Origin of the sequence: Phnomibacter sp., assembly GCF_036803085.1 — a bacterium.
Classification (GTDB): domain Bacteria; phylum Bacteroidota; class Bacteroidia; order Chitinophagales; family Chitinophagaceae; genus Phnomibacter.
Map to the genome: position 1 here is coordinate 296,102 of NZ_DAIRUZ010000001.1, position 24,966 is coordinate 321,067.

General features: G+C 46.2%; 22 protein-coding genes. 11 read left to right on the plus strand and 11 right to left on the minus strand.

What is annotated here, in order from left to right:
• Nucleotides 1-19 precede the first annotated feature (19 nt).
• Together V7Q13_RS01205 and V7Q13_RS01210 are read right to left on the minus strand one after the other, a co-directional pair.
• Entirely contained in the window at nucleotides 20-382 is a 363-nt protein-coding gene (locus V7Q13_RS01205; RefSeq protein WP_333798853.1) for a hypothetical protein, read from the minus strand.
• Nucleotides 372-944 carry an RNA polymerase sigma factor gene (locus V7Q13_RS01210; protein ID WP_333798854.1) on the minus strand — a complete coding sequence of 191 codons (573 nt, stop codon included), beginning with the start codon at nucleotides 942-944 and terminating at the stop codon, nucleotides 372-374. Before V7Q13_RS01210 ends, V7Q13_RS01205 begins: the two co-directional genes overlap by 11 nt.
• A gap of 123 nt (nucleotides 945-1,067) precedes the next feature.
• Between V7Q13_RS01210 and V7Q13_RS01215 the strand changes: the two genes are divergently transcribed.
• A complete protein-coding gene (locus tag V7Q13_RS01215) occupies nucleotides 1,068-1,856 on the plus strand; it encodes a C40 family peptidase (protein ID WP_333798855.1) in 789 nt (262 codons plus the stop codon).
• A 303-nt stretch (nucleotides 1,857-2,159) separates the two neighbouring features.
• On the opposite strand, the gene V7Q13_RS01220 is transcribed toward V7Q13_RS01215, so the two are convergent.
• The 3 genes from V7Q13_RS01220 to V7Q13_RS01230 are packed head-to-tail and all read right to left on the minus strand — an operon-like array spanning nucleotide 2,160 to nucleotide 3,496.
• On the minus strand, nucleotides 2,160-2,711 hold the full coding sequence (locus V7Q13_RS01220) for an inorganic diphosphatase (RefSeq protein WP_333798856.1): 552 nt from the start codon (nucleotides 2,709-2,711) through the stop codon (nucleotides 2,160-2,162).
• Between the two features lie 3 nt (nucleotides 2,712-2,714).
• Complete coding sequence (gene crcB, locus V7Q13_RS01225) at nucleotides 2,715-3,098, minus strand: fluoride efflux transporter CrcB (protein WP_333798857.1); 384 nt, start codon at nucleotides 3,096-3,098, stop codon at nucleotides 2,715-2,717.
• Nucleotides 3,098-3,496, minus strand: a complete 399-nt coding sequence (locus tag V7Q13_RS01230) for a hypothetical protein (RefSeq protein ID WP_333798858.1) — start codon at nucleotides 3,494-3,496, stop codon at nucleotides 3,098-3,100. The genes crcB and V7Q13_RS01230 overlap by 1 nt, the downstream gene beginning before the upstream one ends.
• Before the next feature lie 124 nt (nucleotides 3,497-3,620).
• Here V7Q13_RS01230 and V7Q13_RS01235 point away from each other — a divergent pair, with 124 nt between their 5' ends.
• The 5 genes from V7Q13_RS01235 to V7Q13_RS01255 are packed head-to-tail and all read left to right on the plus strand — an operon-like array spanning nucleotide 3,621 to nucleotide 9,079.
• Nucleotides 3,621-5,600, plus strand: a complete 1,980-nt coding sequence (locus V7Q13_RS01235; RefSeq protein ID WP_333798859.1) for a KUP/HAK/KT family potassium transporter — start codon at nucleotides 3,621-3,623, stop codon at nucleotides 5,598-5,600.
• Nucleotides 5,593-5,907: a rhodanese-like domain-containing protein gene (locus V7Q13_RS01240; protein ID WP_333798860.1), complete on the plus strand. Its 315-nt coding sequence runs from the start codon at nucleotides 5,593-5,595 to the stop codon at nucleotides 5,905-5,907. Before V7Q13_RS01235 ends, V7Q13_RS01240 begins: the two co-directional genes overlap by 8 nt.
• A gap of 58 nt (nucleotides 5,908-5,965) precedes the next feature.
• Nucleotides 5,966-6,766, plus strand: a complete 801-nt coding sequence (locus V7Q13_RS01245; protein WP_333798861.1) for an alpha/beta hydrolase — start codon at nucleotides 5,966-5,968, stop codon at nucleotides 6,764-6,766.
• 14 nt (nucleotides 6,767-6,780) lie between these two features.
• Entirely contained in the window at nucleotides 6,781-7,584 is an 804-nt protein-coding gene (locus tag V7Q13_RS01250) for an alpha/beta hydrolase (protein ID WP_333798862.1), read from the plus strand.
• A 49-nt stretch (nucleotides 7,585-7,633) separates the two neighbouring features.
• Nucleotides 7,634-9,079: a DUF4403 family protein gene (locus V7Q13_RS01255; protein WP_333798863.1), complete on the plus strand. Its 1,446-nt coding sequence runs from the start codon at nucleotides 7,634-7,636 to the stop codon at nucleotides 9,077-9,079.
• Here the strand turns inward: V7Q13_RS01255 and V7Q13_RS01260 are convergent.
• Nucleotides 9,060-9,560 carry a GtrA family protein gene (locus V7Q13_RS01260; protein WP_333798864.1) on the minus strand — a complete coding sequence of 167 codons (501 nt, stop codon included), beginning with the start codon at nucleotides 9,558-9,560 and terminating at the stop codon, nucleotides 9,060-9,062. The two genes, V7Q13_RS01255 and V7Q13_RS01260, sit on opposite strands and share 20 nt — an antisense overlap.
• A 99-nt stretch (nucleotides 9,561-9,659) precedes the next feature.
• Here V7Q13_RS01260 and argS point away from each other — a divergent pair, with 99 nt between their 5' ends.
• From argS to V7Q13_RS01275, 3 genes are all read left to right on the plus strand, one after another.
• Nucleotides 9,660-11,564: an arginine--tRNA ligase gene (gene argS, locus V7Q13_RS01265; protein ID WP_333798865.1), complete on the plus strand. Its 1,905-nt coding sequence runs from the start codon at nucleotides 9,660-9,662 to the stop codon at nucleotides 11,562-11,564.
• 130 nt (nucleotides 11,565-11,694) lie between these two features.
• Nucleotides 11,695-14,463: an outer membrane beta-barrel protein gene (locus tag V7Q13_RS01270; RefSeq protein WP_333798866.1), complete on the plus strand. Its 2,769-nt coding sequence runs from the start codon at nucleotides 11,695-11,697 to the stop codon at nucleotides 14,461-14,463.
• Between the two features lie 33 nt (nucleotides 14,464-14,496).
• Nucleotides 14,497-15,258, plus strand: coding sequence for a GLPGLI family protein (locus V7Q13_RS01275; protein ID WP_333798867.1), 762 nt, complete (start codon nucleotides 14,497-14,499; stop codon nucleotides 15,256-15,258).
• Between the two features lie 71 nt (nucleotides 15,259-15,329).
• Here V7Q13_RS01275 and V7Q13_RS01280 read toward each other — a convergent pair whose 3' ends face one another.
• The 4 genes from V7Q13_RS01280 to V7Q13_RS01295 form a co-directional block, all read right to left on the minus strand.
• Nucleotides 15,330-17,204: an alpha-amylase family glycosyl hydrolase gene (locus V7Q13_RS01280; RefSeq protein WP_333798868.1), complete on the minus strand. Its 1,875-nt coding sequence runs from the start codon at nucleotides 17,202-17,204 to the stop codon at nucleotides 15,330-15,332.
• Between the two features lie 25 nt (nucleotides 17,205-17,229).
• Entirely contained in the window at nucleotides 17,230-18,579 is a 1,350-nt protein-coding gene (locus V7Q13_RS01285) for an SLC45 family MFS transporter (RefSeq protein WP_333798869.1), read from the minus strand.
• Nucleotides 18,580-18,736: 157 nt separating this feature from the next.
• Nucleotides 18,737-20,014: a glucose-1-phosphate adenylyltransferase gene (locus V7Q13_RS01290; protein ID WP_333798870.1), complete on the minus strand. Its 1,278-nt coding sequence runs from the start codon at nucleotides 20,012-20,014 to the stop codon at nucleotides 18,737-18,739.
• 47 nt (nucleotides 20,015-20,061) lie between these two features.
• Nucleotides 20,062-21,480, minus strand: coding sequence for a glycogen synthase (locus V7Q13_RS01295; protein WP_333798871.1), 1,419 nt, complete (start codon nucleotides 21,478-21,480; stop codon nucleotides 20,062-20,064).
• Between the two features lie 185 nt (nucleotides 21,481-21,665).
• On the opposite strand from V7Q13_RS01295, the gene V7Q13_RS01300 reads away from it, so the two are divergent.
• Complete coding sequence (locus tag V7Q13_RS01300; RefSeq protein WP_333798872.1) at nucleotides 21,666-23,267, plus strand: MFS transporter; 1,602 nt, start codon at nucleotides 21,666-21,668, stop codon at nucleotides 23,265-23,267.
• A gap of 25 nt (nucleotides 23,268-23,292) precedes the next feature.
• Nucleotides 23,293-24,300, plus strand: a complete 1,008-nt coding sequence (locus tag V7Q13_RS01305; RefSeq protein WP_333798873.1) for an ROK family protein — start codon at nucleotides 23,293-23,295, stop codon at nucleotides 24,298-24,300.
• An 83-nt stretch (nucleotides 24,301-24,383) separates the two neighbouring features.
• Here the strand turns inward: V7Q13_RS01305 and V7Q13_RS01310 are convergent, their stop codons facing one another.
• Nucleotides 24,384-24,926 carry a DUF4382 domain-containing protein gene (locus tag V7Q13_RS01310; RefSeq protein ID WP_333798874.1) on the minus strand — a complete coding sequence of 181 codons (543 nt, stop codon included), beginning with the start codon at nucleotides 24,924-24,926 and terminating at the stop codon, nucleotides 24,384-24,386.
• Between the last annotated feature and the right edge of the window lie 40 nt (nucleotides 24,927-24,966).

Below are 24,966 nucleotides of genomic sequence, written 5' to 3' on the forward strand. Positions count from 1 at the left end.
AACGGAGTAGCAAGCTTATTTATTTCCCCTGCAAAAAATGCACAGCATACCAGGCCAGTACGGCCATTGCTATCAGCAGCAGGGTAGCCAGCGAGAGCCACAGCCAGTTCACCTGCATTGTTTTATGCTTGCGTTTGCTGGGCTGGCTGGTTTGGGCTTTCAAAAACATATCCAGCTCATGCTGTATGGCCGGCAGGCGTTTGCGGTCTTGTAACATCATCAGGCCTTCCAGTGCTTCTGCATCTATACCGGCGGCCGATAGCTGCGCTTCTACCTGCTGGCTTTCGGCAGGCGACAACTTGCCCGTGAGGTACGCAATGAGCTGCTCATTGTCGATGGGCTGATCGGTGTTGGCTAATATGTTGAGCAAATCAGGATGCATGATGTTGACGTTGTTTTTCCACCCAAATTTTAATGTTGCGTTTGCCGTTTTGTATGGCGCTTTTTACCTGCATCAGGCTGTGGCCTGTTTGGTCGGCTATCTGCTGATAGCTTTGCTTTTGCAGGTAAAACAAAGTTACACAAAGCTTTTGCGGCTCTTGCAATTGCTGCAGGCCTTCTTCTATCCATACCAGCAGTTGTTCTTTTTGCTGGCCTTGTTGTTTGGCTTCGTACTGGTCGTGGTCGGCTATTTCGCCCACACTGTCTTCGGGTACTATGCGGTGGGTTTTGCGTAGCGCCATCAGGCAGTGGTTGCGGGCCACGGTATATATCCAGCTTTTGAAATAGGTGATGTCGTATTTCCCCATTTCGCCCAGTGCTTTTATAAACACCTGCTGCACGGCATCTTTGGCTTCTTCTTCATCTTTCAGGTACTTCATGCACACACCAAACAGCAGCAGGGTGTAGCGCTGCAGCAAGATGCCGGCATACTGGTTGTTGCCACTGTCTTTGTACAGTTGCAGCAAGGTTTGGTCAGAAAACTGTTGTGGAGATTCGGCCACGGGCAAAAGCTTTTCAGAGAGATGTAAATAAAGGAAAAATCCACACACGCCACGGCAATCTGCTTAAATAGATATGCACGGCGGTGTGGCACTAGTTTATTATTGCAGCAAACTTTGTGTGGTATGATGTGCATCAATATAGTGTCGGTGGCGCCCATGCGGGCACAGGCAGCACACCGCTCCGAAATGGTGAGCCAGTTGCTGTTTGGTGAGCAATGCGACATATTGAACAGTGAAGGCGATTTTTACCAGGTACGCAGCCGCTACGATGGCTACGAAGGCTGGGTGCAGGCTACACAACTGGTACCGCTGGAAGCTGGTATGTTCGATGAAAGCATGGTATGCACAGCCCCCCTCGATGCACATGTATGGGTAAATGACCGGCCGTTGCGTTTGTCGCCGGGCAGTGAGTGTTACTTTCCCGCCAGTGGCAGGGGTAAAGTAAACCGAGAAGCGTTGGCATTGCCCGGATACAATATCCTTTACCATCACCCTTTGCCGCTGATGCCGCTGGAACCAACCACGCCCAACAGCGAAGCCATCCTAACCTGTGCCATGCAATACCTCGGTACGCCATACCTGTGGGGTGGCAAAAGCATTTGGGGTATTGATTGCAGTGGCTTTGTGCAAATGGTATTCAAGCAAAACGGCATGTTTGTGCCCCGCGATGCCTGGCAGCAGGCCGAGGGCGGCGATGCCATTGGTTTTTTGCAGGAAGCAAAGCCCGGCGATCTTGCCTTTTTCGACAATGACGAAGGCCGCATTACGCATGTAGGTATTATGCTCAACGACCATCAAATATTGCATGCATCGGGTGTGGTGCGTATCGATCCCATCGACAATGAAGGCATCATTCATGCCGAAAGCGGCCGCCGTACACACCACCTGCGGTTGTTGAAAAGGTATTTCTGATGATGGGCCGCGGAAAATGGGCTGCGGATTTTGCGGATGAAGACGGATGTACACGGATTTTGAAGCAAGCCCTGAAAGGGCGGCATTATGAGGTCTGGCTGAATGGGTAAATGAGTAACCATACGTCACAGGCCGGGAGGCCTGCGAAAGCAGAGGATGAGGGCGTATGCACACGGATTTTAATAAACTACTTTGTGTGCTCTGTGCCCTCTGTGCGAAACATTTAACCTCGAAGTGAGCTCACAAAAAAAGCGACCAACACTAAATGCTGGTCGCTTTTGTATGTAAGAGAAATGGCAATGATTAAGAGCCAAATTTCACTTTGTATGCTTCAATGCTGGCATTGATGATTTGCAGGGCAGTGGCTTTATCGCCAAAGTCTTCTACCTGCACACTCTTGTTTTCGAGTTTCTTGTAGTCCTCAAAAAACTGACGCAGTTCTTTAAAGAAATGCGGGCCCAGTTCTTCAATGTTGTTGATGTGGTTTACACTCATATCGTTGGCCGCTACCGCAATAATTTTATCATCGGCATCGCCACCATCAATCATTTGCATCACACCAATTACTTTGGCTTCTACAATACACAATGGCTGTACGCTGATGCTGCTGAGAACGAGAATATCCAGCGGGTCTTTATCATCGCCGTAGCTCTGTGGTATAAAGCCATAGTTCGTAGGATAATAGAAGCTGGAATAAATAACCCTGTCGAGTTTCAACAGGCCGGTTTCTTTGTCGATTTCATACTTGGCCCTGCTGCCTTGCGGAATTTCGATAATGGCATTTACGGTACGGGGGGCTGCATCGCCATAAGGAACGCCGTGCCAGGGGTGATGAACGTAAGTGTTTGAAGTCATAGTTTATTTTGATAAAGTAAATCCTAATGCGGCTGCGCCGATGCCTAAAATTAATGAAGCGCTAATATATAAACTCAGTAAACCGTATTGCTGTTGCCTCAGCATTTGCAAACTTTCATTGCTGAGTGCTGAAAACGTGGTGACCCCCCCACAAAATCCGGTAGCCAGCAATAGTTGCCATGCTTGAAAGCCCGGGTGCTTAGCCGCTTGCCCGGCCACCCAGCCAATGAGCAATGAGCCGGCAATGTTAACGGCAAATGTACCCCACGGGAAAGCGGTGCCAGCTTTTTGCATAATGAAAGTGCCGGCTATAAAACGCAGCACACTGCCCAGCATGCCACCCATGGCCACTAAAAAAATATGGTAAATACTGATGCCCATCATCATTACTGAGGAAAGGTAAAAGAAAGATTGATTAACCACTGTTCGCCTTGCTGAACACATTGCAGGGTTTTTGGCTGGTTGTCGTATGCATTTTGATAAGTCACCTGTACTTCATTTTCGCTCAGGGTTTTGATGGAAATAATGACTATGGAAGATTGCGAAAGCCGTTCTTTCCCAAACCCATCGAGGCTACGGAAGGGTTGCTCAAAACGAGTGTTGAGTAGTTCTTCATTGGAACCGCCCGGTGCCAGCAATTGTTTGGCACGTTTAAAGTTGCCCTGATAGGTGGCATTGATAAACTGACGGCCACAATCGATGCCGCTTTCTGGCGCTTCGTAGCTGCTGCAGGCTGCCAGTAGCAGCAGCAAGGGCAGCCATCCCCAACGGAAAAATCGGTTCATGTGCACGAAAGTACAGCATTCATCCAAGCTGCCGTTCAACAGAAACTGAAGCTTGATCAACGAATAGTTGTTGCGAATTTCATTTCACCTATACATTTGTTGTTCACTTATCAGAACAACTCTCGTGGGTAGTCACATTAACAAGGTATCCGCAGCCGGCCTGCTGGTGGCACTGGGTATCATTTACGGCGACATCGGTACTTCTCCGCTGTACGTTTTCAACTCCATTATTTCAGGAAGGGTAATTACAGAAGAGCTCATTGTTGGGGCACTTTCCTGCATCATCTGGACTCTTACGTTACAAACCACGGTGAAGTATGTCATACTCATTCTCCGTGCGGATAACAATGGGGAAGGAGGCACTTTTTCTTTATACGCCTTGGTGCGAAGACGCAAAAAGTGGTTGGTGATACCCGCCATGATTGGCGGAGCCGCCTTGCTGGCAGATGGTATTATTACGCCACCCATTTCCATAACTTCTGCGGTAGAAGGTTTGGCCAAACTTCCGGCCTTGCACGATATTACTACAGATACTATTGTCATCATAGTGATAAGTATCATGGTGCTGTTCTTTCTGACGCAGCAGTTTGGTACGCATTCTATTGGCCGCTTTTTTGGGCCAGTTATGTTTGTATGGTTCAGCATGCTGGCTGTATTAGGAGCCGTTCACATTGCAGATGACTTTGCCATTTTAAAAGCTTTCAATCCATACTATGGCATTAAGCTGCTCATTACTTACCCAAATGGATTTTGGTTGTTGGGTGCTGTATTTCTGTGTACCACAGGTGCCGAAGCTTTGTACAGCGATTTGGGCCATTGCGGCCGTGGCAACATTCGTATTTCATGGGCTTTTGTAAAAACGAGTTTGTTGCTCAACTACTTTGGTCAGGGGGCTTACCTACTGGCACACCGCAAGGGTATGCTTATAGATGAAGCCACAAAAGCGCAATATAATGTCAATGCCTTTTATGATTTAATGCCGCACTGGTTCGTATTGGTTGGTGTAATCATAGCTACCACGGCGGCCATCATTGCCAGCCAGGCCATGATTTCGGGTTCATTTACTTTAATTAGTGAAGCCATGCGCCTCAACCTCTGGCCTAAATTCAAAATCCGCTATCCATCCGAAGCCAAAGGACAACTTTTCATTCCTGCCATCAACCTGTTTTTGTTTTTGGGCTGTTTGGGTGTGGTGTTGTATTTCCGTGAGTCATCAAAAATGGAAGCCGCTTATGGTTTAGCCATTGTAATGACCATGATTGCTACCACCATTTTGTTTGCGAACTATCTGGTGCTGCATCGGGTAAAGTCGAAATTTATTTACCTGTTTCTGGTTAGTTACTTCATTATCGAAGTGGCGTTTCTCATTGCCTTGCTCGAAAAATTCATGCATGGTGGTTACGTTACACTTATCATTGGCATGTGTATTTTCCTGGTGATGTATGTGTGGTACCGGGCCCGCAAAATCAAAAACCGCTATGTGGAATTTGTGCGGCTGGAAAACTACATTCCGCAAATACAAGAGTTGAGTAATGATAAGAGTGTGCCTAAGTATGCCACCCATCTTATCTACCTCACCAGTGCCAATAATCCTAAAGAAATTGAGCACAAAATCATTTACTCCATCCTCAACCGCAAACCCAAACGGGCCGATATTTATTGGTTTGTACACGTAGATACACTGGATGATCCGTACACCTGCGAGTATCAGGTAGACCACATTATTCCCAACGATATTATTCGTGTAGAATTCCGATTGGGTTTCCGTATGGAACCACGCATCAACATGCTGTTTCGCAAGGTCATAGAAGACCTGGTAGAAAACAAAGAAGTGAACATTACCAGCCGCTACGAAAGTTTGGAACGCAACAATGTGGTGGGCGACTTCCAGTTCATTGTAATGGAAAAATACCTGAGTGCCGATAACCAGCTGCCATTTGTGGAAAGCCTGATTATGAAAACTTACTTCGCTATCAAAGACATTAGCCTGAGCGAAGAAAAAGGTTTTGGCCTCGATACCAGCTATGTACAAATTGAAAAGTTTCCGCTGATTGTATCGCCGGCACCTAACCTCAACCTGCACCGTATTAATAACGATGAGTAAGTTACAGGACATTTCACCCTACGAACTAATGGCCTGGATGCAGGCACAGCGGCCCTTTGCACTGCTAGATGTACGTGAAGAAGACGAACGCCAGCACGACCATATTGGCGGCGAATGGATACCCATGGATGAAGTGCTGAAACGCCAACAGGAACTGCCGGCAGATAAACCGTTGGTGGTGTATTGCCGCAGGGGTGTTCGAAGTGCCATTATCATACAACGCCTGCAGGAAAAATACGGCATGCACAACCTGTACAATTTATCGGGCGGGCTTACAGCCATCCGTCAGTTGGGCCTGCCTTTGTAAAAAAACAATCCGGCTTAAAGGATATAGTTATTTTTAAACGGTACTCAATTGCAATCACTTGGTATTACTGTCTATTTCGGCCTGGTGGATAGCGGGCATCATTTACGTGGTGCTGGCGGTAATTGTGTACCTGGTGCAGGAGCGTTTCATTTTCAAACCCGAAAAGCTACCCGCCAATTTTGCTTATAAATACGATGCACCTTTTCGGGAGCTCAACTTCGAACCGGAGCAGGGCGTTACCATCAACGGGTTGCATTTTTACGTACCCAAACCCAAGGGGCTCATCTTGTATTTTCATGGCAATAGCCGCAGCATTAAAGGGTGGGGAAAATATGCCCGTGATTTTTTTCGCTACCAATACGATGTGGTGCTGGTTGATTATCGTGGATTTGGTAAAAGCACCGGCAAACGCAACGAAAAAAAGATGCTGGCCGACATGCAGTTTGTGTACGAAACGCTGGCAGTAAATTACCACGAAGATCACCTGATTGTATACGGGCGAAGTATGGGCAGCGGCTTTGCTGCCAAAATAGCCAGCGACAACAATCCACGGTACCTCATTTTAGATGCGCCGTATTACAGTTTCAGAAAAGTGGCGGAGCGGCTCATGCCTATTTTGCCTCACCGCTGGCTGCTGCGGTTTCACCTGCGTACCGATAAATGGATAACACAGGTGCAATGCCACACATACATTTTGCACGGCACCAAAGACCGGCTCATTCCCATTGCACAAAGCGAAGCCTTGCAGCGGCTACATCCACAGGGCATCACCCTCATTCGTATTGTGGGCGGCGGGCACAACAACCTTACGGCTTTTCCTGCCTACCACAATTTCATCAGAGATATACTGCTCGACTAATTTACCTTGCGGCGGTGAAAGGCATTGTCAAATATCTGTTGCTGGCTTACCTGGTGTTGGGCGGCTTGTATTATTTCTACCAGCAGTCGTTGTATTTCCATCCTAAAAAACTGGATGAAAAACACCGTTTTTCATTTGCAGCTCAGCAACCGCATAGCACGGTTCAATTACCGTTCGACTCGGCTACAGTAATTGATGTAGTGAAATTTTTACCCGCCGATGTACAGCCCAAAGGGGTGGTGTTATTCTTTCATGGCAACAGAAAAAATGTAGAACACTATGCCCGGTACGCCCCTTATTTTACCAGCCTTGGGTACGAATGCTGGATGCCCGACTATCCGGGGTTTGGCCGCTCCAGCGGCGAAACAAACGTAGCCATTCTGAAAGAACTGAGCATGCAATTGCATAAGCTGGCACTTACACAATACGCTGCTGATTCTATTGTACTTTATGGCAAATCGTTGGGCAGTGGTGTTGCGGCCTACCTGGCTACAAAAAGGGATTGTAAACTGCTGATGCTCGAAACGCCTTATGCATCTTTGTCTGCATTAACGCAGGAGTTTTTATTTATGTATCCGGTGCCTGTATTGATGCAGGATGATTTGACCACCGAAGACTATCTCGACAACATCACGGCACCCATCTTGCTTTGGCATGGCACTCATGATGAACTCATACCCATGAGTGAAGCCGCCACACTGTTGCCGCGGCTCAAACCCAACGATGTTTTTTACATGATACCCGGTGCCAACCACAATGATATTGCGGCTTCGCCGTTGTATAAGCATAGCATAGATAGTGCGTTGCGTATTCGTTAAATCAACGCAGTTTTATTTTTTGCAAGTAAAGAAAACAGATATTCATTTCATGTTTCGCAGGATTATAATGCTGGCCCTTTTGGCCGCTTTTTCAATAGGATTTGTAGCGGCTCAGGATGTGGTAGCACCGCCGCCGCCCGATACTGCTACTAAAAATGCGGTGGTGATTAATTCACTGCCGCAAAGCGAAATCGACATACCTATTCGCATGGATTTGCGGCCTATTTTTCAGTTTGCCAATCAGTTTATTGATACGTTGTACACGTCGCCCAATTATCCCAACGATTGGGTAATGGATGGCTGCAGTGTGCGGTATCAGTATCGGTTTGTGCGTGGCCCCATGCAGTTCAAAGCCGTCAACAATGTGTTGTACGTTAGCTTTAGCGGGTACTATGGAGTGCGGGGTAGTACAAGAGTATGTACCGGCATTGGCAACACGCCGTGGACACCGGCTTGCAGCTGCGGCTTTGGCAGCGAAAAGCCCCGCCGCATTGATGCTGGCTTTGTGATTCAATTGAAAGTGTTGCCCGACTTCCGCCTGGGTATGGTAGTCAATAGCGTAAATCCAACTGCCGTTGATAAATGCGAAGTATGTTTTTTCGGGAAAGACATTACGCAAACGGTAGCCAGTCAGTTAAAAGCAGAGCTCGATGCATCCATCAAAGGTTTTACAAAACAGATGGAGCAGTTCAGCCTGAAGCCTTACCTGAAAATTGCATGGGACAGTTTGCAGGTGCCTTATGGTTTGCCCGGCTTTGGCTACCTGAGTGTGCAGCCTTCTGCCATCCGCATTAGCCAAATACAGTTGGTGCGTGATTCTATGTTTGTAAGTGTTGGCCTGAGTGCCCGCCCCGAGTTGAAAGCCGCACCAGATATGGCCAAAAAGCCATTGCCCAATCTTACCGATTTTAAACAACGCAGTGGCTTCCGTTTATTCATAGCCCAAAATTTGCATTACGATTCGCTGAGCACATTGATGAATACAAACATTGCAGGTAAAGAATTTACTGCAGGCAAAGGCTTGTTTAAAAAAACAGTGCGTATTGATTCCGTTCGCATGCAGGGCGGTGGGCGAAAAATGTTTTTGAAAGTGTATGTTTCCAAAGCGGCTAAAGGTGTTTTCTTTTTGGAAGGCATTCCCAAATGGGACATGCTGAAACAGGAACTCTACATGGATTCACTCGATTACCATATTGAATCGAAACAATGGTTGGTAAAATCGGCCAGCTATCTGCTGGATGGCACCATCACCAATAAATTAAAAGACTATTCCCGTTTCAACTTTACAGAAAAGATGACGGAGATGACCACGGCCATTGCGGAGCAAATGAACCGCGAAGTATATCCCGGCATACAAAGCAAAGGTTACGTGAACCGATTTGTGCTTGAAAAAATTGAAGCCGCCGCCAATGGTTTATTTATTCAGGGTGCAGCAGAAGGAAAGCTATTTCTCAACATTGAAGCGCAGCAATTACTCAAACAGTTTTTGAAGTAACAGGCTGTTTGCTTTTGCGAAACGCAAAATGTTTTTGCAAGAGATAACTGAAAATAACCACAATCACCGTGTTGATGACCTGCGCAATGGTGGGATAAAAGGCCAGCCAGTCTACCATCACCGTCAGGTTGATGTAGTTGAGCAGCAGGCTCACCATATTGGTTACAAAATACCGGAACAGTTGATGCCTGCCCCGCATGGTGCTGCCACTAAATACTACATTTTTGGCCAGGTAAAACCCTGTAGGAAATGAAAACAGGAACGAGGCTACCATAGCAGCCTTGTGCGATTTGAGCACTACCAGCAACAGGTCTACCGGTTGTTTATCAAACACATAGTTTTCGCATACAAAAAAAATAACCAGCCCCAGCAAGGTATTACCGCCACCGCAGGCAGCATAATAAAAGGTTTGCTTGGGCATCAATCGCCCAAACAAGGGGTAAATCCAATCGAGTATTTGCGTAATGATTCTTGCCAGCATAAGCGGGGCCAAAGGTAGCCGGATTGCAATACATTTGCAGCCCCTGTATGGCCACTGTTTTTGGGGGCAGTGCCGGCAGGTTTTCCAAAAAATACTTTTATGCAAATAGCTCAATACCTGAAAGCACTGGCCGCTCAAGCACTGCAAGCGCTGTACGGGATAGAAACCGATGCGGCACAGGTCACTATCAACGAAACCAAGCCCGAATTTGAGGGAGATTATACCATTGTTCTGTTTCAATATGTAAAACAGGCCCGCAAATCGCCCGAAGCCATGGGCCAGGAAATGGGTGCATGGATGCTGGCCAACAGCGAGGAAAACCTCACCGCTTTCAATGTGATCAAAGGTTTTTTGAACCTGAGTGTGGCCGATGCTTACTGGATTCATTTTTTGGAAAATCACTATCAGCCTGACTATGGTCGCCATGCCGGCAATGGCAAAAAAGTGATGGTGGAATATTCATCGCCCAATACCAACAAGCCGCTGCACCTTGGCCATTTGCGCAATAATTTTTTGGGATGGAGCATTGCTGAACTCTACAAATGGAATGGCTACGATGTACGCAAAACCTGCATTGTAAACGACCGTGGTGTGCACATTTGTAAAAGCATGCTGGCCTGGCAAAAGTTTGGCAACGGTGCTACACCTGAGAGCACAGGCAAGAAAGGCGACCACCTGGTGGGCGATTTTTATGTGCAGTTTGAAAATGCCTTACGCAAAGAAGCAGCTCCACTACAAGAGCAACTGCTGGCAGGCGAAAGCATTGCTGCTCTGGATGAAGCCATTGCTGCCAAAGCAACGTTGCTCTTTCAAAAATTACAGGAAGCCGGTTTGCCAGCTGAAAAGAAAGCAGAGATAACAGACGAGCTAAAAGACATTGCCCGAAATGCAACCACATTGATGCAAGAGGTTCGCCAAATGCTGCTCAAATGGGAGCAAGGCGATGAAGAAACCGTGAATATCTGGCGCATGATGAACGGCTGGGTGTATGCTGGCTTTGATACCACCTACAAACGTATCGGCAGCGATTTTCAAACCATTTACTACGAAAGCGAAACCTATCTGTTGGGCAAGCAATATGTAGATGAAGGATTGGCCAGCGGCGTGTTTTATAAAAAAGAAGACGGCAGTGTATGGATTGACCTGACTGCAGAAGGCCTTGATGAAAAACTGGTGCTGCGGAAGGATGGCACCAGCGTATACATTACGCAAGACATAGGCCTGGCCAAACGCAAGTACGAAGACTACCCGATGGAGCAAAGCATTTATGTGATTGGCGATGAGCAAAACTATCACATGCATGTATTGCAGTTGATTTGTAAAAAGCTGGGTATGCCCTTTGCCGATGGCATACATCACCTGAGCTACGGCATGGTAGACCTGCCCACCGGCCGTATGAAAAGTCGCGAAGGCACAGTGGTAGACGCCGATGACCTTTGCGATGAAATGGAAAAAGTAGCCGCTGCTAAAACAGAAGAACTGGGTAAAGTAGAAGGCTTTACACAAGAGGAATTGCAGCAATTGTATCACACACTCGGTTTGGGTGCGTTGAAGTTTTTCTTGCTGCGGGTAGATCCTAAAAAACGGATGGTTTTCAACCCTGAAGAGTCAATCGACTTTCATGGTTTCACCGGGCCTTTTGTACAATATTCATTTGCCCGTATACAAAGTGCCTTGCGCAAAGCAAGCTGGGAGCAGCCCACTGCTCCTGCTTCATTAGCTGCGGATACAGTGTTGCAGCCTTTAGAAAAACAGCTCATCGTTTTGCTGGAACAGTTTCCACAAGTATTGCACAACGCATGTGCCGAAATGAATCCGTCACTGGTAGCTATTTATGCATTTACATTGGCCAGTCAGTTCAATTCATTTTATGCCCGTCATTCTATTACAAAAGCAGAGAATGAAGCAGCCAGGCAATTACGTTTGCATATTTGTGCACTCACTGCGCATGTTATTCAAAACAGTATGCAGGTGCTGGGCATAGCTGTGCCCGCCCGCATGTAATCACGGATATCGGCCGTTTATCCAAACATAGCAGTAAAAACCTTCTTTTAACAGTAACGAAGGTTTTAGTCATATACTTTAGTCGGCGCAAAGGCGTTTGTACAGCGCCCTTGCACCAACACACCAACCTATGATAAAAGCCAAACTGCTGCTGGCATTGTTATTCTTTGCCTTTTCTGCTGTAGCCCAAAACATTGAACTAACCGGTACGGTTAGCGATACTTCCGAAAACATACAACTCTCCAAAGCCACCATTGCCTTGCTCAGGGCAAAAGATTCTGTGCTGCTGAAATTTGTACGCTCCACGCCCGACGGCAAATTTCGTTTGCCCGTCCCGGTACAGGGCAAGTACATTTTGCTCATCAGTTATCCTGGCTATGCCGACTATGCCGATTTTGTAGACCTGCAATCATCGCAGGATTTGGGTCTTGTAAACATGATAACGAAGGCTGTATTGCTGCAAACCGTTGTGGTACGTGGCAGTGCCGTTCGTATGAAAGGAGACACTCTTGCTTTTGTGGCAGATAGCTTTAAAACAAGGGAAGGTGCCACCGTGGAAGATTTGCTGAAACGCTTGCCCGGCCTGAGTGTCAACCAGAAAGGTGAGATAACGGCGCAAGGTCAAAAAGTGCAGAAAGTGTTGGTGGATGGCGATGAGTTTTTTGGCGATGACCCAACACTGGCCACCCGCAATTTGCAGGCGTTGGCAGTAAAAGAAGTGCAGGTGTTTGACAAAAAAAGTGATCAGGCAACATTCACTGGTGTAGATGATGGGCAAACGCAAAAGACCATCAACCTGAAACTGAAAGACGAATTTAAGAAAGGCTATTTCGGTAAAGTAAAACTGGCGGGAGGTTTGCCCAACCGATGGGAAAACCAGGCCATGCTCAATGCTTTTAAAGACAAACGAAAGTTGAGTGTGTATGGCATTATGGCCAACACCAACAACAACTCGTTGGGCTGGAGCGAAGAGAGCCAGTTTGGTGGCAATATGAGTACACAAACGCAAGTAGGTGATGATGGCAGTGTAATGATGTGGAGCAGTGGCGATGAATTTGGCGGCACGGGCGGTTACTATGGCGAAGGCTTGCCCAGCAGCTGGACGCTTGGTACCAGCTACGCCAACAAGTGGAATGAAAACCGAAGCAATGTAACCGGTGCATACAGGTATCAAAAAATTAAAACAGTTGCCAACTCCTACAATACCACGCAAAACATTTTGCCCGACACGCAATTCTTCAATAACCAGCGGGCACAAAACGAAGCCAGTCGTTGGCGGCATAAAGGCCTCATTCGTTCGGAGTTGTTTATCGATAGCATGCAATCCATCACGTTCGACTTGAATGGCAGCTATGGCGAAAGCAGCAACTACAGCCGCACATTTAGCGAAGCACTCACGGGCAAGCAGTTGCCGGTGAATAAAAGTGATCGTACTACACAAGGTGCTGGTACGCAGGCACAGTTCAACGGAACAGCATTGTACAAGCTCAAGTTTAAAAAGAAGGGCAGAACCTTCTCTGCCAATTTGGGCAATCAGTACAGCGACAATAACTCCGATGGATTGCTGCTAACCTACAACGAATTTTACAATGCATCGGGCTTGTATAGCAAAGACACTATTGATCAGAAAAAACTCAATACCACCCGTTCTAATGCGGTGAATGCAAGATTGGCTTACTCAGAGCCCATTGGTAAAAAAGGTATTCTTGAAATCAATTATGGCATTAACCAAAGTGTGAGCAATCAGCAGCGGTTGAGCTATAATAAACTGGCTGGTAAATACGATGATTTGGATAGTGTGTTTTCTAACGACTTTAAATTTAAGACGATTACAAACCGCACAGGTGCCGGCTATCGCTACAGCGGCAAGCTCTTTCAGTTTGGCTTCGGTGGCGATGTCGCATTTACCGATTGGCGTCAGGATGATCGTTTCAGAGATACCACCCGTCATTACAACTTCACCAACTTCTTTCCCCGTGCCGAAGCATCCTACAAACTAGGACAGTATAGCCGTGTTCGCCTTTCGTACAATGGTAGCACACAGGCACCATCGGCCAACCAGTTGCAACCTGTAGCTGACAACAATGATCCGCTTAACATTCAAATTGGTAACCCCAACTTACTGCAGTCATTCAATCATCGCTTTTCTCTCAACTACAACTTCTGGAAAGTACTGTCGAATACAGGCATGTGGATGGGAGCGTGGTTCAATCCTACCAGCAATGCCTTTAGTACAAAAGATGTAGTGGATGCATTTGGCAAACGCACTTCGCAAACGGTGAACGTGAACGGCAACTACAGTTTTGGCGCTTACATGGGATATAACTTCAAAATTAAAAAGCCCGATATTCAAGTTGATTTGAGCTTCGACCCGAGCATCAACCGCTTCACCAATTTTGTAAACGGCATCGAAAACCGCACCAACTCTACAGCTTTAGAATTTGGGTATAACCTGCGTAAGTCTAAAGACGATAAATACGACCTGAGTTTCAATCAGCGCTTCACCTACAACAGTAGCAAAAGCTCTATTCGTCCTGATATCAATACCACCTACTGGACCGGTGTTGTAGGCATGTCGGCCAATATTGATTTGCCTGCGAAAATTGTATTCAATACCGACTTTGACTACAACTGGCGCCAGCGTACATCGGTGTTTGATCAAAACAACAATGCTTTTATCTGGAATGCTTCTGTTGAGAAAAAGATTTTCAAGAAGAAGGATGTAAAGATGGGCTTTAGCGTAAGAGACCTGCTGAATCAAAACATCGGTTTCAGAAGAAACATCAGCTCCAACTTTGTGTCAGAAAGAACCTACGATGTCATTCGCCGCTACTGGATGGTTACGTTTAGCTGGTCGTTTAACAAAGGCCCGCAAAAAGCGGAAGAAGACAACTGGTAATCACATTCATTATTCACAGCATCAACATTCAATATGCTATCTAGAACTGCTATAAAACACAGCTTACTCACTGTAATGCTCAGCTGCATGTTGCTGCCGACATTGGCACAAACCCGTTTTTTGTCGACCGGCAAAATTGAGTTTGAGAAAAAAACAAACATGCACAAGTGGATTGAAGACAATGCATGGACCCGTGAACTGAAGGACCGACTTCCACCATATCGGGTACAGTATTACGATTTAATGTTTGATAGTACGAAAACTTTTTACAGACGTGGCCGTGAAGTGCCCGATGATAAATGGAAAGACTTCTGGGGTTCATCCGGAGGGGAAGAAGATGTGGTTTTGCACAACCTGATGGCCATGCAATCAACCGCCTACAAGCAAGTGTTTGAAAAAAAGTTTTTGGTGCAGGATAGTGCCTTGAATATCGAATGGCGCATTACCGACGAAACCCGCACCATTGCAGGTTTTGATTGCCGAAAGGCTGTAGGTAAGTTTTTCGATTCCTTGTATGTAGTTGCATTTTATACTGATCAGATAGCAGTGCCGGGTGGCCCGGAATTGTACAATGGTTTGCCCGGTATGATTTTAGGTTTGGCTTTTCCCCGCTACTACATTACCTGGTTTGCTACGAAAGTAGAATTAGTAGAGCCGAAGATGAACGAGCTGAAAATTCCTTCCGGAAAAACCACCAAGGTTAACCGGAAAGAACTGATGGATCAGGTGCGGAAAGTATTTGAATGGGGCACAGAAGAAGAACGACAGCGGGTGTTTTGGAATACGGTTTTGTAAACATTCTCGTGTATTAATAACAAAGGGAACGATACCAAATCGTTCCCTTATTATATGCTACTTAAATGGCATTATTTGAGTTGCATCACCCACATGGTTTGTGCAGGAATGCGCCATTCGCCTTGCAATACGGCGTTGCTGCCAGTTATCACGTTCGTGGCTTGCTGATAGTTTCCTGTCATTTCTGCAAAGCGGTTCAGCGCAATGGTTTTGTCTTGCTGGTTTTGGTTGATGATACACATCACCGTTTCATTGCCATGCTTGCGGAAGTACACATACACGCCATCCTGTGGTAAGAAATCGGTAGTGCTGCCCAGTGTCAATGCCTTTGATTGCTTGCGGAAATTGGCGAGTTTTTTTACGTACTCATAAGCGGCATTTTCAGCAGCGTTTCTTCCACTCGCTACAAATTTATTCTGCGCATCACCTGCAAAGCCACCGGGAAAATCATTCCGTTTTTTACCATCGCCCTGTACATCATCATTCTTCATTTGTATCTCAGTGCCAAAGTACAATTGTGGAATACCACGCTGTGTGAGCAGCAGGCCAATGCCCATGTAATACTTTTTTTCATCGCCACCAATCATGGTCATAAAACGGTCTACGTCGTGGTTGTCGAGGAAGATGCAATTCAGTTTGGGGTCCTGATACAACACATCCTGACTCAGCGTCATCATTAATTTGTTCAGTCCTTCTGTCCAGCCAAATGGTTGGTTGATGGCACTCAACATGGCGCTTTGCATGGGGAAATCAGTGGTGCCCGGCAGGTTGTGTTTAAAAGGCACCTGCATGTTGTTTTTGGTAAAGTAGGCACTGCCCGGAACAGAGTTGGCCCAAGCTTCGCCAAAAATGCTGAGGGTCGGATATTCTTTCAGCAGCGCTGCATTCACATTGTTCATGAATTGCTCATCGCAGTACTTGTATGTATCTACCCGCCAGCCATCGAGCATGAATTCTTCAGTGCTCCAAATGGCATTTTGAATCATGAAATTGGCCATGTAAGGATTGCGCAAATTCAGATCGGGCAGGTGCGGTGTAAACCAACCTTCCAGCATTACTTTTTTATCGGCCTGGCTGGCATAAGCACCAAACAAGGCTTCTTCGCGGTGGTTGCTGCCCGTGTATGCAGGCCAGTTGTTGAACATGTCGGCAAACGGCTTGTCCTTAAACAGGAAGTGTTCATCACCCACATGATTGTACACGGCATCCTGAATAATTTTCATGCCTTGTGCATGAGCAGTACGCACCAGTTTTTTATAGGCATCGGCACCGCCGTAGCGTTTGTCGATGGCGTAGTGGTTGGTAATCCAATAGCCATGATAACCACTAATGGCACCAGCCGGCTCTTGCTTCCATGGCATGTCGTTTTCAGTAACGGGGCACATCCAAATGGAGGTAACGCCCATGTCTTTCAGATAACCAATATTATTGATGACACCCTGAATATCGCCACCATGATGTGCCGAAGGATTGCTGCGGTCGCAAATGGTATCCTTGTATCCGGGGATGCGGTCGTTGCTGGCATCGCCATTGGCAAAACGATCGGGCATAATGAGGTACACCAAATCTTGTGAGGTAACGCCATGTGCAAAATCTTTACCCGATTTGCCGGTTCTGGCTTTCAGGGTAAAAGGGATGGTTTGTGTTTTGCCTGCACTTTTTACTTTAAAATTCAGTACACCGGGCTTGGCAGTAGCCGCAATACTGATGTCTACCACCAGATAGTTGGGACTTTCAGCACGGGTTACTTTTTTGATAGTAACGCCCGGGTATTGAAGCTGCACTGTAGCTGCCGATGCATTGATGCCTTCCTGATGAATCAAGAGTTGCACCTGATTCCATTTCATGCCCGTCCACCAGTGTGTAGGGTATAGCTGTGCTTTTTGTGCAAAGGCTTGCCATGAGAGCAACAGCAACACACACAGCAGACTCGTTATCTTTTTCATGTTCATTGTATAAGCGTTTGGTTAATTAATCTTTTGCTTTGATAACTACCCTTGCCATTACTCCGGCAATGAGCATAGAAGCACCCGCAAGGCCAATCACATAAATGGCATTGCCGCCTAAAGCGGTTAATGCCAATCCGCCAATGAGGCCAGCTACAATTTGCGGAATAGTAATAGTGGCGTTGAAAATACCCATGTACACACCCGTTTGCTTGGGAGGTAATGATGATGAAAGAATAGCATATGGCATGGCAAGGATGGCTGCCCATGAAATGCCTACACCAATCATGGATGCAAACAACACATACTTATTGCTGATGAACATCATTGATACCAAACCAATGCCACCGGCCAGCAATGAAAGGGCATAGGTATTGCGACGGCCAAACTTATCGGCCAATGGAGTAAGCACCAAAGAGAACAGTGCTGCAAATACACTGTAAGCTGCGAAAATCACACCTGTCCAGTTGCCTGCTTCGTTGAAGGCAGCACTCTTCGCATCAGTAGTGCCCCATATGCTTTGGGCAATGCCGTTGGTAGTGTACACCCACATTAAAAACAATGCAAACCATGAGAAGAACTGCGTTACAGCTAATTGCATCATGGTGGGTGGAATGTTTTTCAGCAGTTGAAGGAAACTTACTTTTTCTGCCTGATCTGCTTCAGATATATTGTTGTATTTGGCATACTCAGCAGGTGGATATTCTTTTGTACGCAGCGATGTCCAAAGTACGGTAAGCAGCAAGGCAGCGCCACCAAAATAAAAAGACCAGATAACGGTAGGCGCTACTTTTTCTCCTTCGCCCGGCTCATTGGCCACGCCAAGGCTGGTAAGTATAAATGGAAGTAGCGAACCCACCACTGCACCAAAATTGATGAGGAAGCTCTGAATGGCATAACCGCGGTTGCGTTGCTTATCGGGCACCATGTCACTCACCAATGCCCGGAAGGGTTGCATGGTTACGTTGAAAGAAGTATCCATCAACAAGAGCATGGTAGCTCCGAAGATGAGCGGTGCTAAAAGGGAAGCAAATTTTTCAGAATTCGGCATGAAGAACATGGCGGCTGCCGATACAATGGCTCCGCCTAAAATGAATGGAATACGACGGCCGAGGCGGGTCCATGTTTTATCACTGGAAAGACCAACAATGGGTTGCACAATCAACCCCGCTACCGGTGCTGCCAGCCAAAACAAACTCAAATGATGCGGGTCGGCACCAATAGCAGAGAGGATGCGGCTGGTGTTGGCATTTTGCAATGAATAGCCAATTTGCACACCTAAAAAACCAAAGCTGATGTTCCAGATGCTCCAAAAATTGAGCATGGGTTTGAGGCTCGACGAGCCCGACGAAGAAGAAGCGACAGGAGCTGCCATATGCAATCGTTGTTTAAAATGAATGTACCTAAAAGCGGCTACGCAATGTAGCATTTTTTTGTAAATGTGTATTTTTTACACAAACTATTTCTTGCATTAAAAAAGACCTGACTGGCAGGTCTTTTTTAATGCAAGGCGTTGTATGTACATCTGTACTTTACATTAATTGGAAGCCGCTTGGAATAACTGCGTTTTTCTTCAATACCACTATGCCATCTTTCACGGTGTACAAAGCATGGTCGGCTGCTTCTAAATGGCTACCTCCAATAATTCTTACATCATCACCAATGCGGCAGTTTTTGTCTATGATGCAGTTTTTAAGGTAGCAGCGTTCACCAACTCCGATGTTGGGTTTGCCAGTTCGCTTAGATGCTTCAATTTCCTGCAGGGTTTCAAAATAATCGGCCCCCATCATGTAGCAGCTTACAATAGTGGTACCGTGGCCAATGCGGCTCCGGATGCCAATCACACTATTTTCTATGCGGCTGGCATTAATGATGCTGGCTTCGGCGATGATTGTTTTTTCTAAAGTGGTGCCGCTGATTTTTGCCGGAGGCAACATGCGGGCACGGGTGTACACAATGTTCTTTTTATCGTACAGGTTGAAAGGCGGAATTTCATCTGTTAATGCCAGGTTGGCCTCGAAGAAGGAATAAATGTTACCAATGTCTGTCCAATAGCCATCGTATTGGTAAGACATTACTTTATACTTCTCAATAGACTGTGGCATGATTTCTTTACCAAAGTCGGTTGATTTTTCGTACTCCTCTAACAGCAGATCGAACAGTAGTTTTTTGTTGAAAATGTAAATGCCCATGGAGGCGAGGTAGTTACGTCCCTGCGCCTTCATTTCGTCTCCAGTATCACTTATCCATTCGTGTAAAATATCCTTTTTGGGCTTTTCAATGAATGCAGAAATTTCGCCGTTTTCATCCACTTTCATAATTCCAAATTCCGAAGCATCGCGGTCTGAAACGGGTATGGTAGCAATGGAGATTTCGGCACCAGATTGGGCATGCTTGTCAATCATTTCCTGAAAGTCCATCTGATACAATTGGTCGCCGCTGAGGATAAGCACATACTCCGATTCGTGCTGCTGAATATGGCGAAGGCTTTGGCGTACGGCATCGGCCGTTCCCTGAAACCAACCTGGGTTGTCGGGCGTTTGTTCTGCAGCTAAAATATCTACAAAGCCGCTGCTAAACTGGCTGAACTGATATGTGTTTTTAATGTGCTTATTGAGCGAAGCACTATTGAACTGTGTAAGCACCCAGATGCGGTTTATGCTGCTGTTGATACAGTTGCTGATGGGAATATCTACCAGTCTGTACTTGCCCGCAATTGGTACGGCGGGTTTGCTTCGGGTAGCCGTCAGCGGATAAAGCCGGGTTCCTGCGCCACCACCTAAGATAACTGCAACCGTTGATTTTGCCATTGTAATGAGTTTATAAGGTGAGTATTGATGTTCGTTGTTCTATTCAATTATGATTTGTAAAGGTCGATATAAGCTGCTGCACTTTTTGTCCAGCTGTTGTCGATGGCCATCATTTTTTGCCTTGCTGCCAATAAGATGTCGGGCTTTTCAAAATACCACGAGGCAGCCCGATGAATGGCATGTTTTAAATCGCCAACAGACGGATGTTCAAATACCAAACCGTAACCGGTAAAATTGGGGGCGCCAATGTCTATCACCGTATCCCGAAGACCGCCGGTATTGCGAACCATGGGCACGGTTCCATAGCGCAACGCATACATTTGGTTGAGGCCACAAGGTTCTACCCGGCTGGGCATCAGCAAAAAGTCGGCAGCGGCATACAACTGGTGTGCCAGTTTTTCGTTGTAGCCAATGTAACAACTCATCTGATTGGGTATGAGTTCCTGCAATGCCTGCAGTTCATATTCCAGTTTGGGATCGCCACTGCCGAGCACAATAAAATTCAGGGCACCATTGAATTCCGCTGCGGCTTCACCAATAGCCGATGGAAGAATTTCAGCTGCTTTTTCACCTACCAATCGGCCAATGAAAATGAACAATGGCTTATCTGCATCGAGGCCAAAATGCTGGCAAACAGATTTCTTGTTCAGTTCTTTGCCTTCTACTACATCAGCAATGCCATAATTGTAGGGGAGGAGTGGATCGGTTTCCGGGTCCCAAACTTCAGTATCAATACCGTTGAGGATTCCGGAGCATTTGCCTTTTTCGTATTCAAACAAATCTTCTAATCCATTGGCCTGAATACGCAATTCTTCCATGTAGCTCTGGCTCACCGTCGTTACTTTATCGGCACACTTCACGGCTGCTGCCAAAGCATTGATGCTGTCTTTCCATTCGAGCATGCCGCTTTTCCAATTGTCGAAACTGGGCAGGTAATGGCTTTTGTTCCAACCCATCCAACCCTGATACTGGCCATTGTGTATGGTAAAAACTGTTTTAATGCTACGCAAAGACTGATAAGCGTAGCAATATTTCATCATGAAGGGGATAAGGCCAGTATGGTGGTCGTGTACATGCACCACATCGGGACGGTGCTCCCAAGTAGCCAGCCAATGCACCACGGCTATTTGAAATGCGGTGAAGCGTTCCGTATCATCATCGTACCCATATACTTTTTCGCGGTCGAGCAATCCGTTGATGTCGAGCAGGTACAAATCAAAACCCAGCTCATTGGTTTTTTCTTTGATGACGGCGTAGCGAAACCAGGTATTGCCCAGGTAGGTGCCGCTTTCGTGTACCAGCTCCCACTCATGGTTGTATAAATATTTGCTGCGGTACATGGGCATTACCACTTTTGCTAAATGCCCTAACTGCTGTTGGTATTTTGGCAAAGCTCCCACTACATCGCCCAGCCCGCCGGCTTTGGCTACGGGGTAGCATTCGGCACTTATGTGTACTATTTCCATGATTGAGGCATTTGTAAATGGCCTGGTAAAATCCAGATTATTCTACTTAATTATTTTATTAATAATTGACCACACTTGGCCCGACAATTTAGGCTAAGATTGCCATTGTGCAGCCCATCTTAAAAAATTTTTCTGCGTTGCAAAAGCGGCTACATTTACGCCTCTTCTTATTTAATCGATGCCTTATGAATCAAACAGCAAAACCAACTAATTACAGTGCGTTGGGAACACTTGTTATGGTGTTCTTTTTTTGGGGATTTATCGCCGCTTCCAACAGTATTCTTATTCCTTTTTGTAAAACTCATTTTGAATTGACACAGTTTGAATCGCAGTTGCTCGGTTCAGCTTTTTACATTGCCTATTTTGTTGGGTCACTTATTCTTTTTGTAGTGTCTAATTTGATTGGCACCGACATTGTAAACAAAATAGGTTACAAGCGGGGCATTATCTACGGGCTTTTTATTTCTGTTGTAGGTGCTTTACTCATCATTCCTTCAGCCAACGCTAATTCTTACTATGCTATTCTGGGCTCATTGTTTATTGTAGCATTGGGCTTTTCGCTGCAGCAAACCTGTGCACAGCCTTTTGCCATTAGCCTCGGCGATCCAGCTACCGGTTCGCATCGCCTCAACCTTGGCGGAGGTGTCAATTCGTTGGGTACAACACTGGGGCCCATCATCGTTAGCTTTTTTCTGTTTGGTGGTATTGGTGCAAAGCAAGATGTAACTGTTACCAATATCAATAATTTATACCTCATTGTAGCGGGTGTGTTTGCTGCCGTTGCCTTGTTCTTTTTATTTTCCAAATTGCCCGATGGCAAAAACGATGAGCCTTTTGAAAAAGCCAGCAAAGCATCGGGTTCGTTGGTGGTAATGACGATTGGTATTTTGGGTATCATTTTGCTGGGCACATTTACTGAGATTTCTAAACTGCCATTGTTGTTGGCTACGTTTGTGCTCATTATCGCTGTATTGTTTATAAGCAATGGTGCTGCCAACAAAAGCCCCGATGGTTGGGGTGCCATGAAGTATCCTCAACTCATTTATGGCATGATTGGCATTTTTGTATACGTTGGTGTAGAAGTAACCATCGACAACAACTTTGGTGCCTTGCTAAAAACACCGGGTTATTTCAACGAAACAGGCTTGGATGAAAGTGAAATTTCTCAATACATTTCGCTGTATTGGGGTAGCCTTATGATCGGTCGCTGGACGGGTGCCATCAGTGTTTTCAACCTGGGTAAAACAGCCAAAAAAATTGCCACCATTGTAGTGCCATTTATTGCATTTGGCGTGGTGCTGGGTGTAAACGTTTTGTATGGCAATGAAGTGGGCAATCTGCTGCCATACGCTATCTGTATTGCCATTGCCGTAGCTGCTTTCTTCTATGGCGAAGAGAAGCCAGTGAAAACATTGCTCACCTTGTCTATCCTCGCTACCATTGCCATGTTGGTGGGTGTGTTCACTACCGGTTTGGTTTCTGTATTTGCATTCATCGCCGGTGGTTTGTGCTGCTCCATTATGTGGCCTTGTATCTTCTCGCTGGGTGTGGGTGGTTTGGGCAAATACACCAGCGAAGGGTCGGCTTTGCTTATCATGATGATTCTGGGTGGCGCCATTATTCCACCTTTGCAGGGTGCCGTAGGTGATGGTGCTGTAGGTTTGCATAATTCTTATTTGGTTGCTGCAGCCTGCTTTGCATTCCTCGCCTTCCTTGCACTCAAACTGAAAAGTGTGCTGAAAAAGCAGGGGCTCGATTTCGATCAAACTGTTGCGGCATCACATTAAATGTTCACCATTAATTTTAGGAACCTTGGCAAAGCAATCCGGTAATTTGAACGACAGTAGTACCATCGATAAATCGCAACAATATGCCATCGGTATCGATATAGGTGGTACCAATACCAAGTTTGGTTTGGTTGATACACGTGGCGATATTTTTTATCGCGGTGCTATCAGTACCAAAAAACATAAGTCGGTTGATAAGTTTATAGATGCCTTGTACGAAGCCATTTTACCAGCTATCGATTCGGTAGGCGGCGTTACAGAAATCAAAGGCATTGGGGTAGGAGCTCCAAATGGCAACTATTACAAAGGAACGGTAGAGTATGCACCCAACCTGCCCTGGAAAGGAGTGATTCCATTGGCAGATATGATTGCTGCCAGGTTTGGCCTCGATGCCAGCCTCACCAATGATGCCAATGCTGCAGCCGTAGGCGAAATGATGTATGGAGCGGCCCGTGGTATGAAAGATTTTATCATGATTACGTTGGGCACAGGTGTGGGTAGCGGCATTGTGGCAAATGGTCAATTGATTTACGGCCACGATGGTTTTGCCGGCGAACTCGGCCATACCATCATCATACCTGATGGGCGTTTGCACTGGGGAACAGGTGCTCATGGATCGCTGGAAGCGTATGCTTCTGCTACGGGCATAAGGCTTACAGCATTGGAGTTGCTGGAGAAGCACCACAACAAAACTTCTCTGCTGCGCAATGTGCCGGTGGAAGAGCTGGAAAGCTACCATGTGTACGAATGCGCTATGCAAGGCGACGAAATTGCTATTGAAGTATTCGAGTACACCGGTAAAATTCTGGGCATGGCTCTGGCCAATTTTGTGATGTTTTCTTCGCCCGAAGCCATTGTTCTATTTGGCGGACCCACCAAGGCAGGCGACTTAATTATGAAGCCTGTACGCACCCATATGGAAGAAAACCTGCTGCCCATTTTCCGCAATAAAGTGAAGCTTGTATTTAGCCTGCTCAAAGAAAGCGATGCGGCAATATTAGGTGCCAGTGCGTTGGTTTGGGAAAAGAAATAACATAGCACATTTACCATAAGAAAGCGGGGCTATTCATTGTTAATGAATGCCCCGCTTTTATTAGAAAGGGTTATCCGTTGTCATTATTTTACTACCAAATGCGGTACCAGTTTGTATTGATGTACACCAACTTCAATTACTGATAATGCTGCATCAAAATCAATGGTGATAGAATCCCGGGGGATTCCCATTTTTTTCACCACATCTATTTTATAGCCAAACTCATTGCCTGCTTCCAATGTCATAGGATAGGTTTGTCCATCAAATTTTATTGTATTGTTTTTGCCCAGCACAAACCGCATTTCTTTTATGTTGGCACCGGGTACGCCGCCTACTGCCAGCAGTGTTTTACGTCCGTTGGTGAAGTTCAGAAGATTGTATACGCCTTCATTTACATCCAGCCAAACCCAATCTTCGCTGCTGCCCGGGTTGGTGCTACTCGCAGGTTCTACGGTGCCTTTGTATTTTACTTTAACGCCTTGTATTTCTACGTTTACCTCATCTGCAAGTATGGCGTTATCTGTGAGATATACGTATAGCTTCGAGTCCTGATTGCCATCGAACTTCTGACATCCGACAAAAAATAATGCAGCCATGAGGGCTGCAAGGGGTATTATATTTTTCATATCCGTGTGGGGATTTGACGTTGGAACAACGAATTTAATG

Bases quoted from the DNA above. Each gene is read 5' to 3' on its own strand.
- V7Q13_RS01205 (WP_333798853.1), bottom strand. From the start codon at position 382: ATGCATCCTGATTTGCTCAACATATTAGCCAACACCGATCAGCCCATC.
- V7Q13_RS01215 (WP_333798855.1), top strand. From the start codon at position 1,068: ATGATGTGCATCAATATAGTGTCGGTGGCGCCCATGCGGGCACAGGCA.
- V7Q13_RS01220 (WP_333798856.1), bottom strand. From the start codon at position 2,711: ATGACTTCAAACACTTACGTTCATCACCCCTGGCACGGCGTTCCTTAT.
- crcB (WP_333798857.1), bottom strand. From the start codon at position 3,098: ATGATGATGGGCATCAGTATTTACCATATTTTTTTAGTGGCCATGGGT.
- V7Q13_RS01230 (WP_333798858.1), bottom strand. From the start codon at position 3,496: ATGAACCGATTTTTCCGTTGGGGATGGCTGCCCTTGCTGCTGCTACTG.
- V7Q13_RS01240 (WP_333798860.1), top strand. From the start codon at position 5,593: ATGAGTAAGTTACAGGACATTTCACCCTACGAACTAATGGCCTGGATG.
- V7Q13_RS01255 (WP_333798863.1), top strand. From the start codon at position 7,634: ATGTTTCGCAGGATTATAATGCTGGCCCTTTTGGCCGCTTTTTCAATA.
- V7Q13_RS01260 (WP_333798864.1), bottom strand. From the start codon at position 9,560: ATGCTGGCAAGAATCATTACGCAAATACTCGATTGGATTTACCCCTTG.
- argS (WP_333798865.1), top strand. From the start codon at position 9,660: ATGCAAATAGCTCAATACCTGAAAGCACTGGCCGCTCAAGCACTGCAA.
- V7Q13_RS01270 (WP_333798866.1), top strand. From the start codon at position 11,695: ATGATAAAAGCCAAACTGCTGCTGGCATTGTTATTCTTTGCCTTTTCT.
- V7Q13_RS01275 (WP_333798867.1), top strand. From the start codon at position 14,497: ATGCTATCTAGAACTGCTATAAAACACAGCTTACTCACTGTAATGCTC.
- V7Q13_RS01280 (WP_333798868.1), bottom strand. From the start codon at position 17,204: ATGAAAAAGATAACGAGTCTGCTGTGTGTGTTGCTGTTGCTCTCATGG.
- V7Q13_RS01285 (WP_333798869.1), bottom strand. From the start codon at position 18,579: ATGGCAGCTCCTGTCGCTTCTTCTTCGTCGGGCTCGTCGAGCCTCAAA.
- V7Q13_RS01290 (WP_333798870.1), bottom strand. From the start codon at position 20,014: ATGGCAAAATCAACGGTTGCAGTTATCTTAGGTGGTGGCGCAGGAACC.
- V7Q13_RS01295 (WP_333798871.1), bottom strand. From the start codon at position 21,480: ATGGAAATAGTACACATAAGTGCCGAATGCTACCCCGTAGCCAAAGCC.
- V7Q13_RS01300 (WP_333798872.1), top strand. From the start codon at position 21,666: ATGAATCAAACAGCAAAACCAACTAATTACAGTGCGTTGGGAACACTT.
- V7Q13_RS01310 (WP_333798874.1), bottom strand. From the start codon at position 24,926: ATGAAAAATATAATACCCCTTGCAGCCCTCATGGCTGCATTATTTTTT.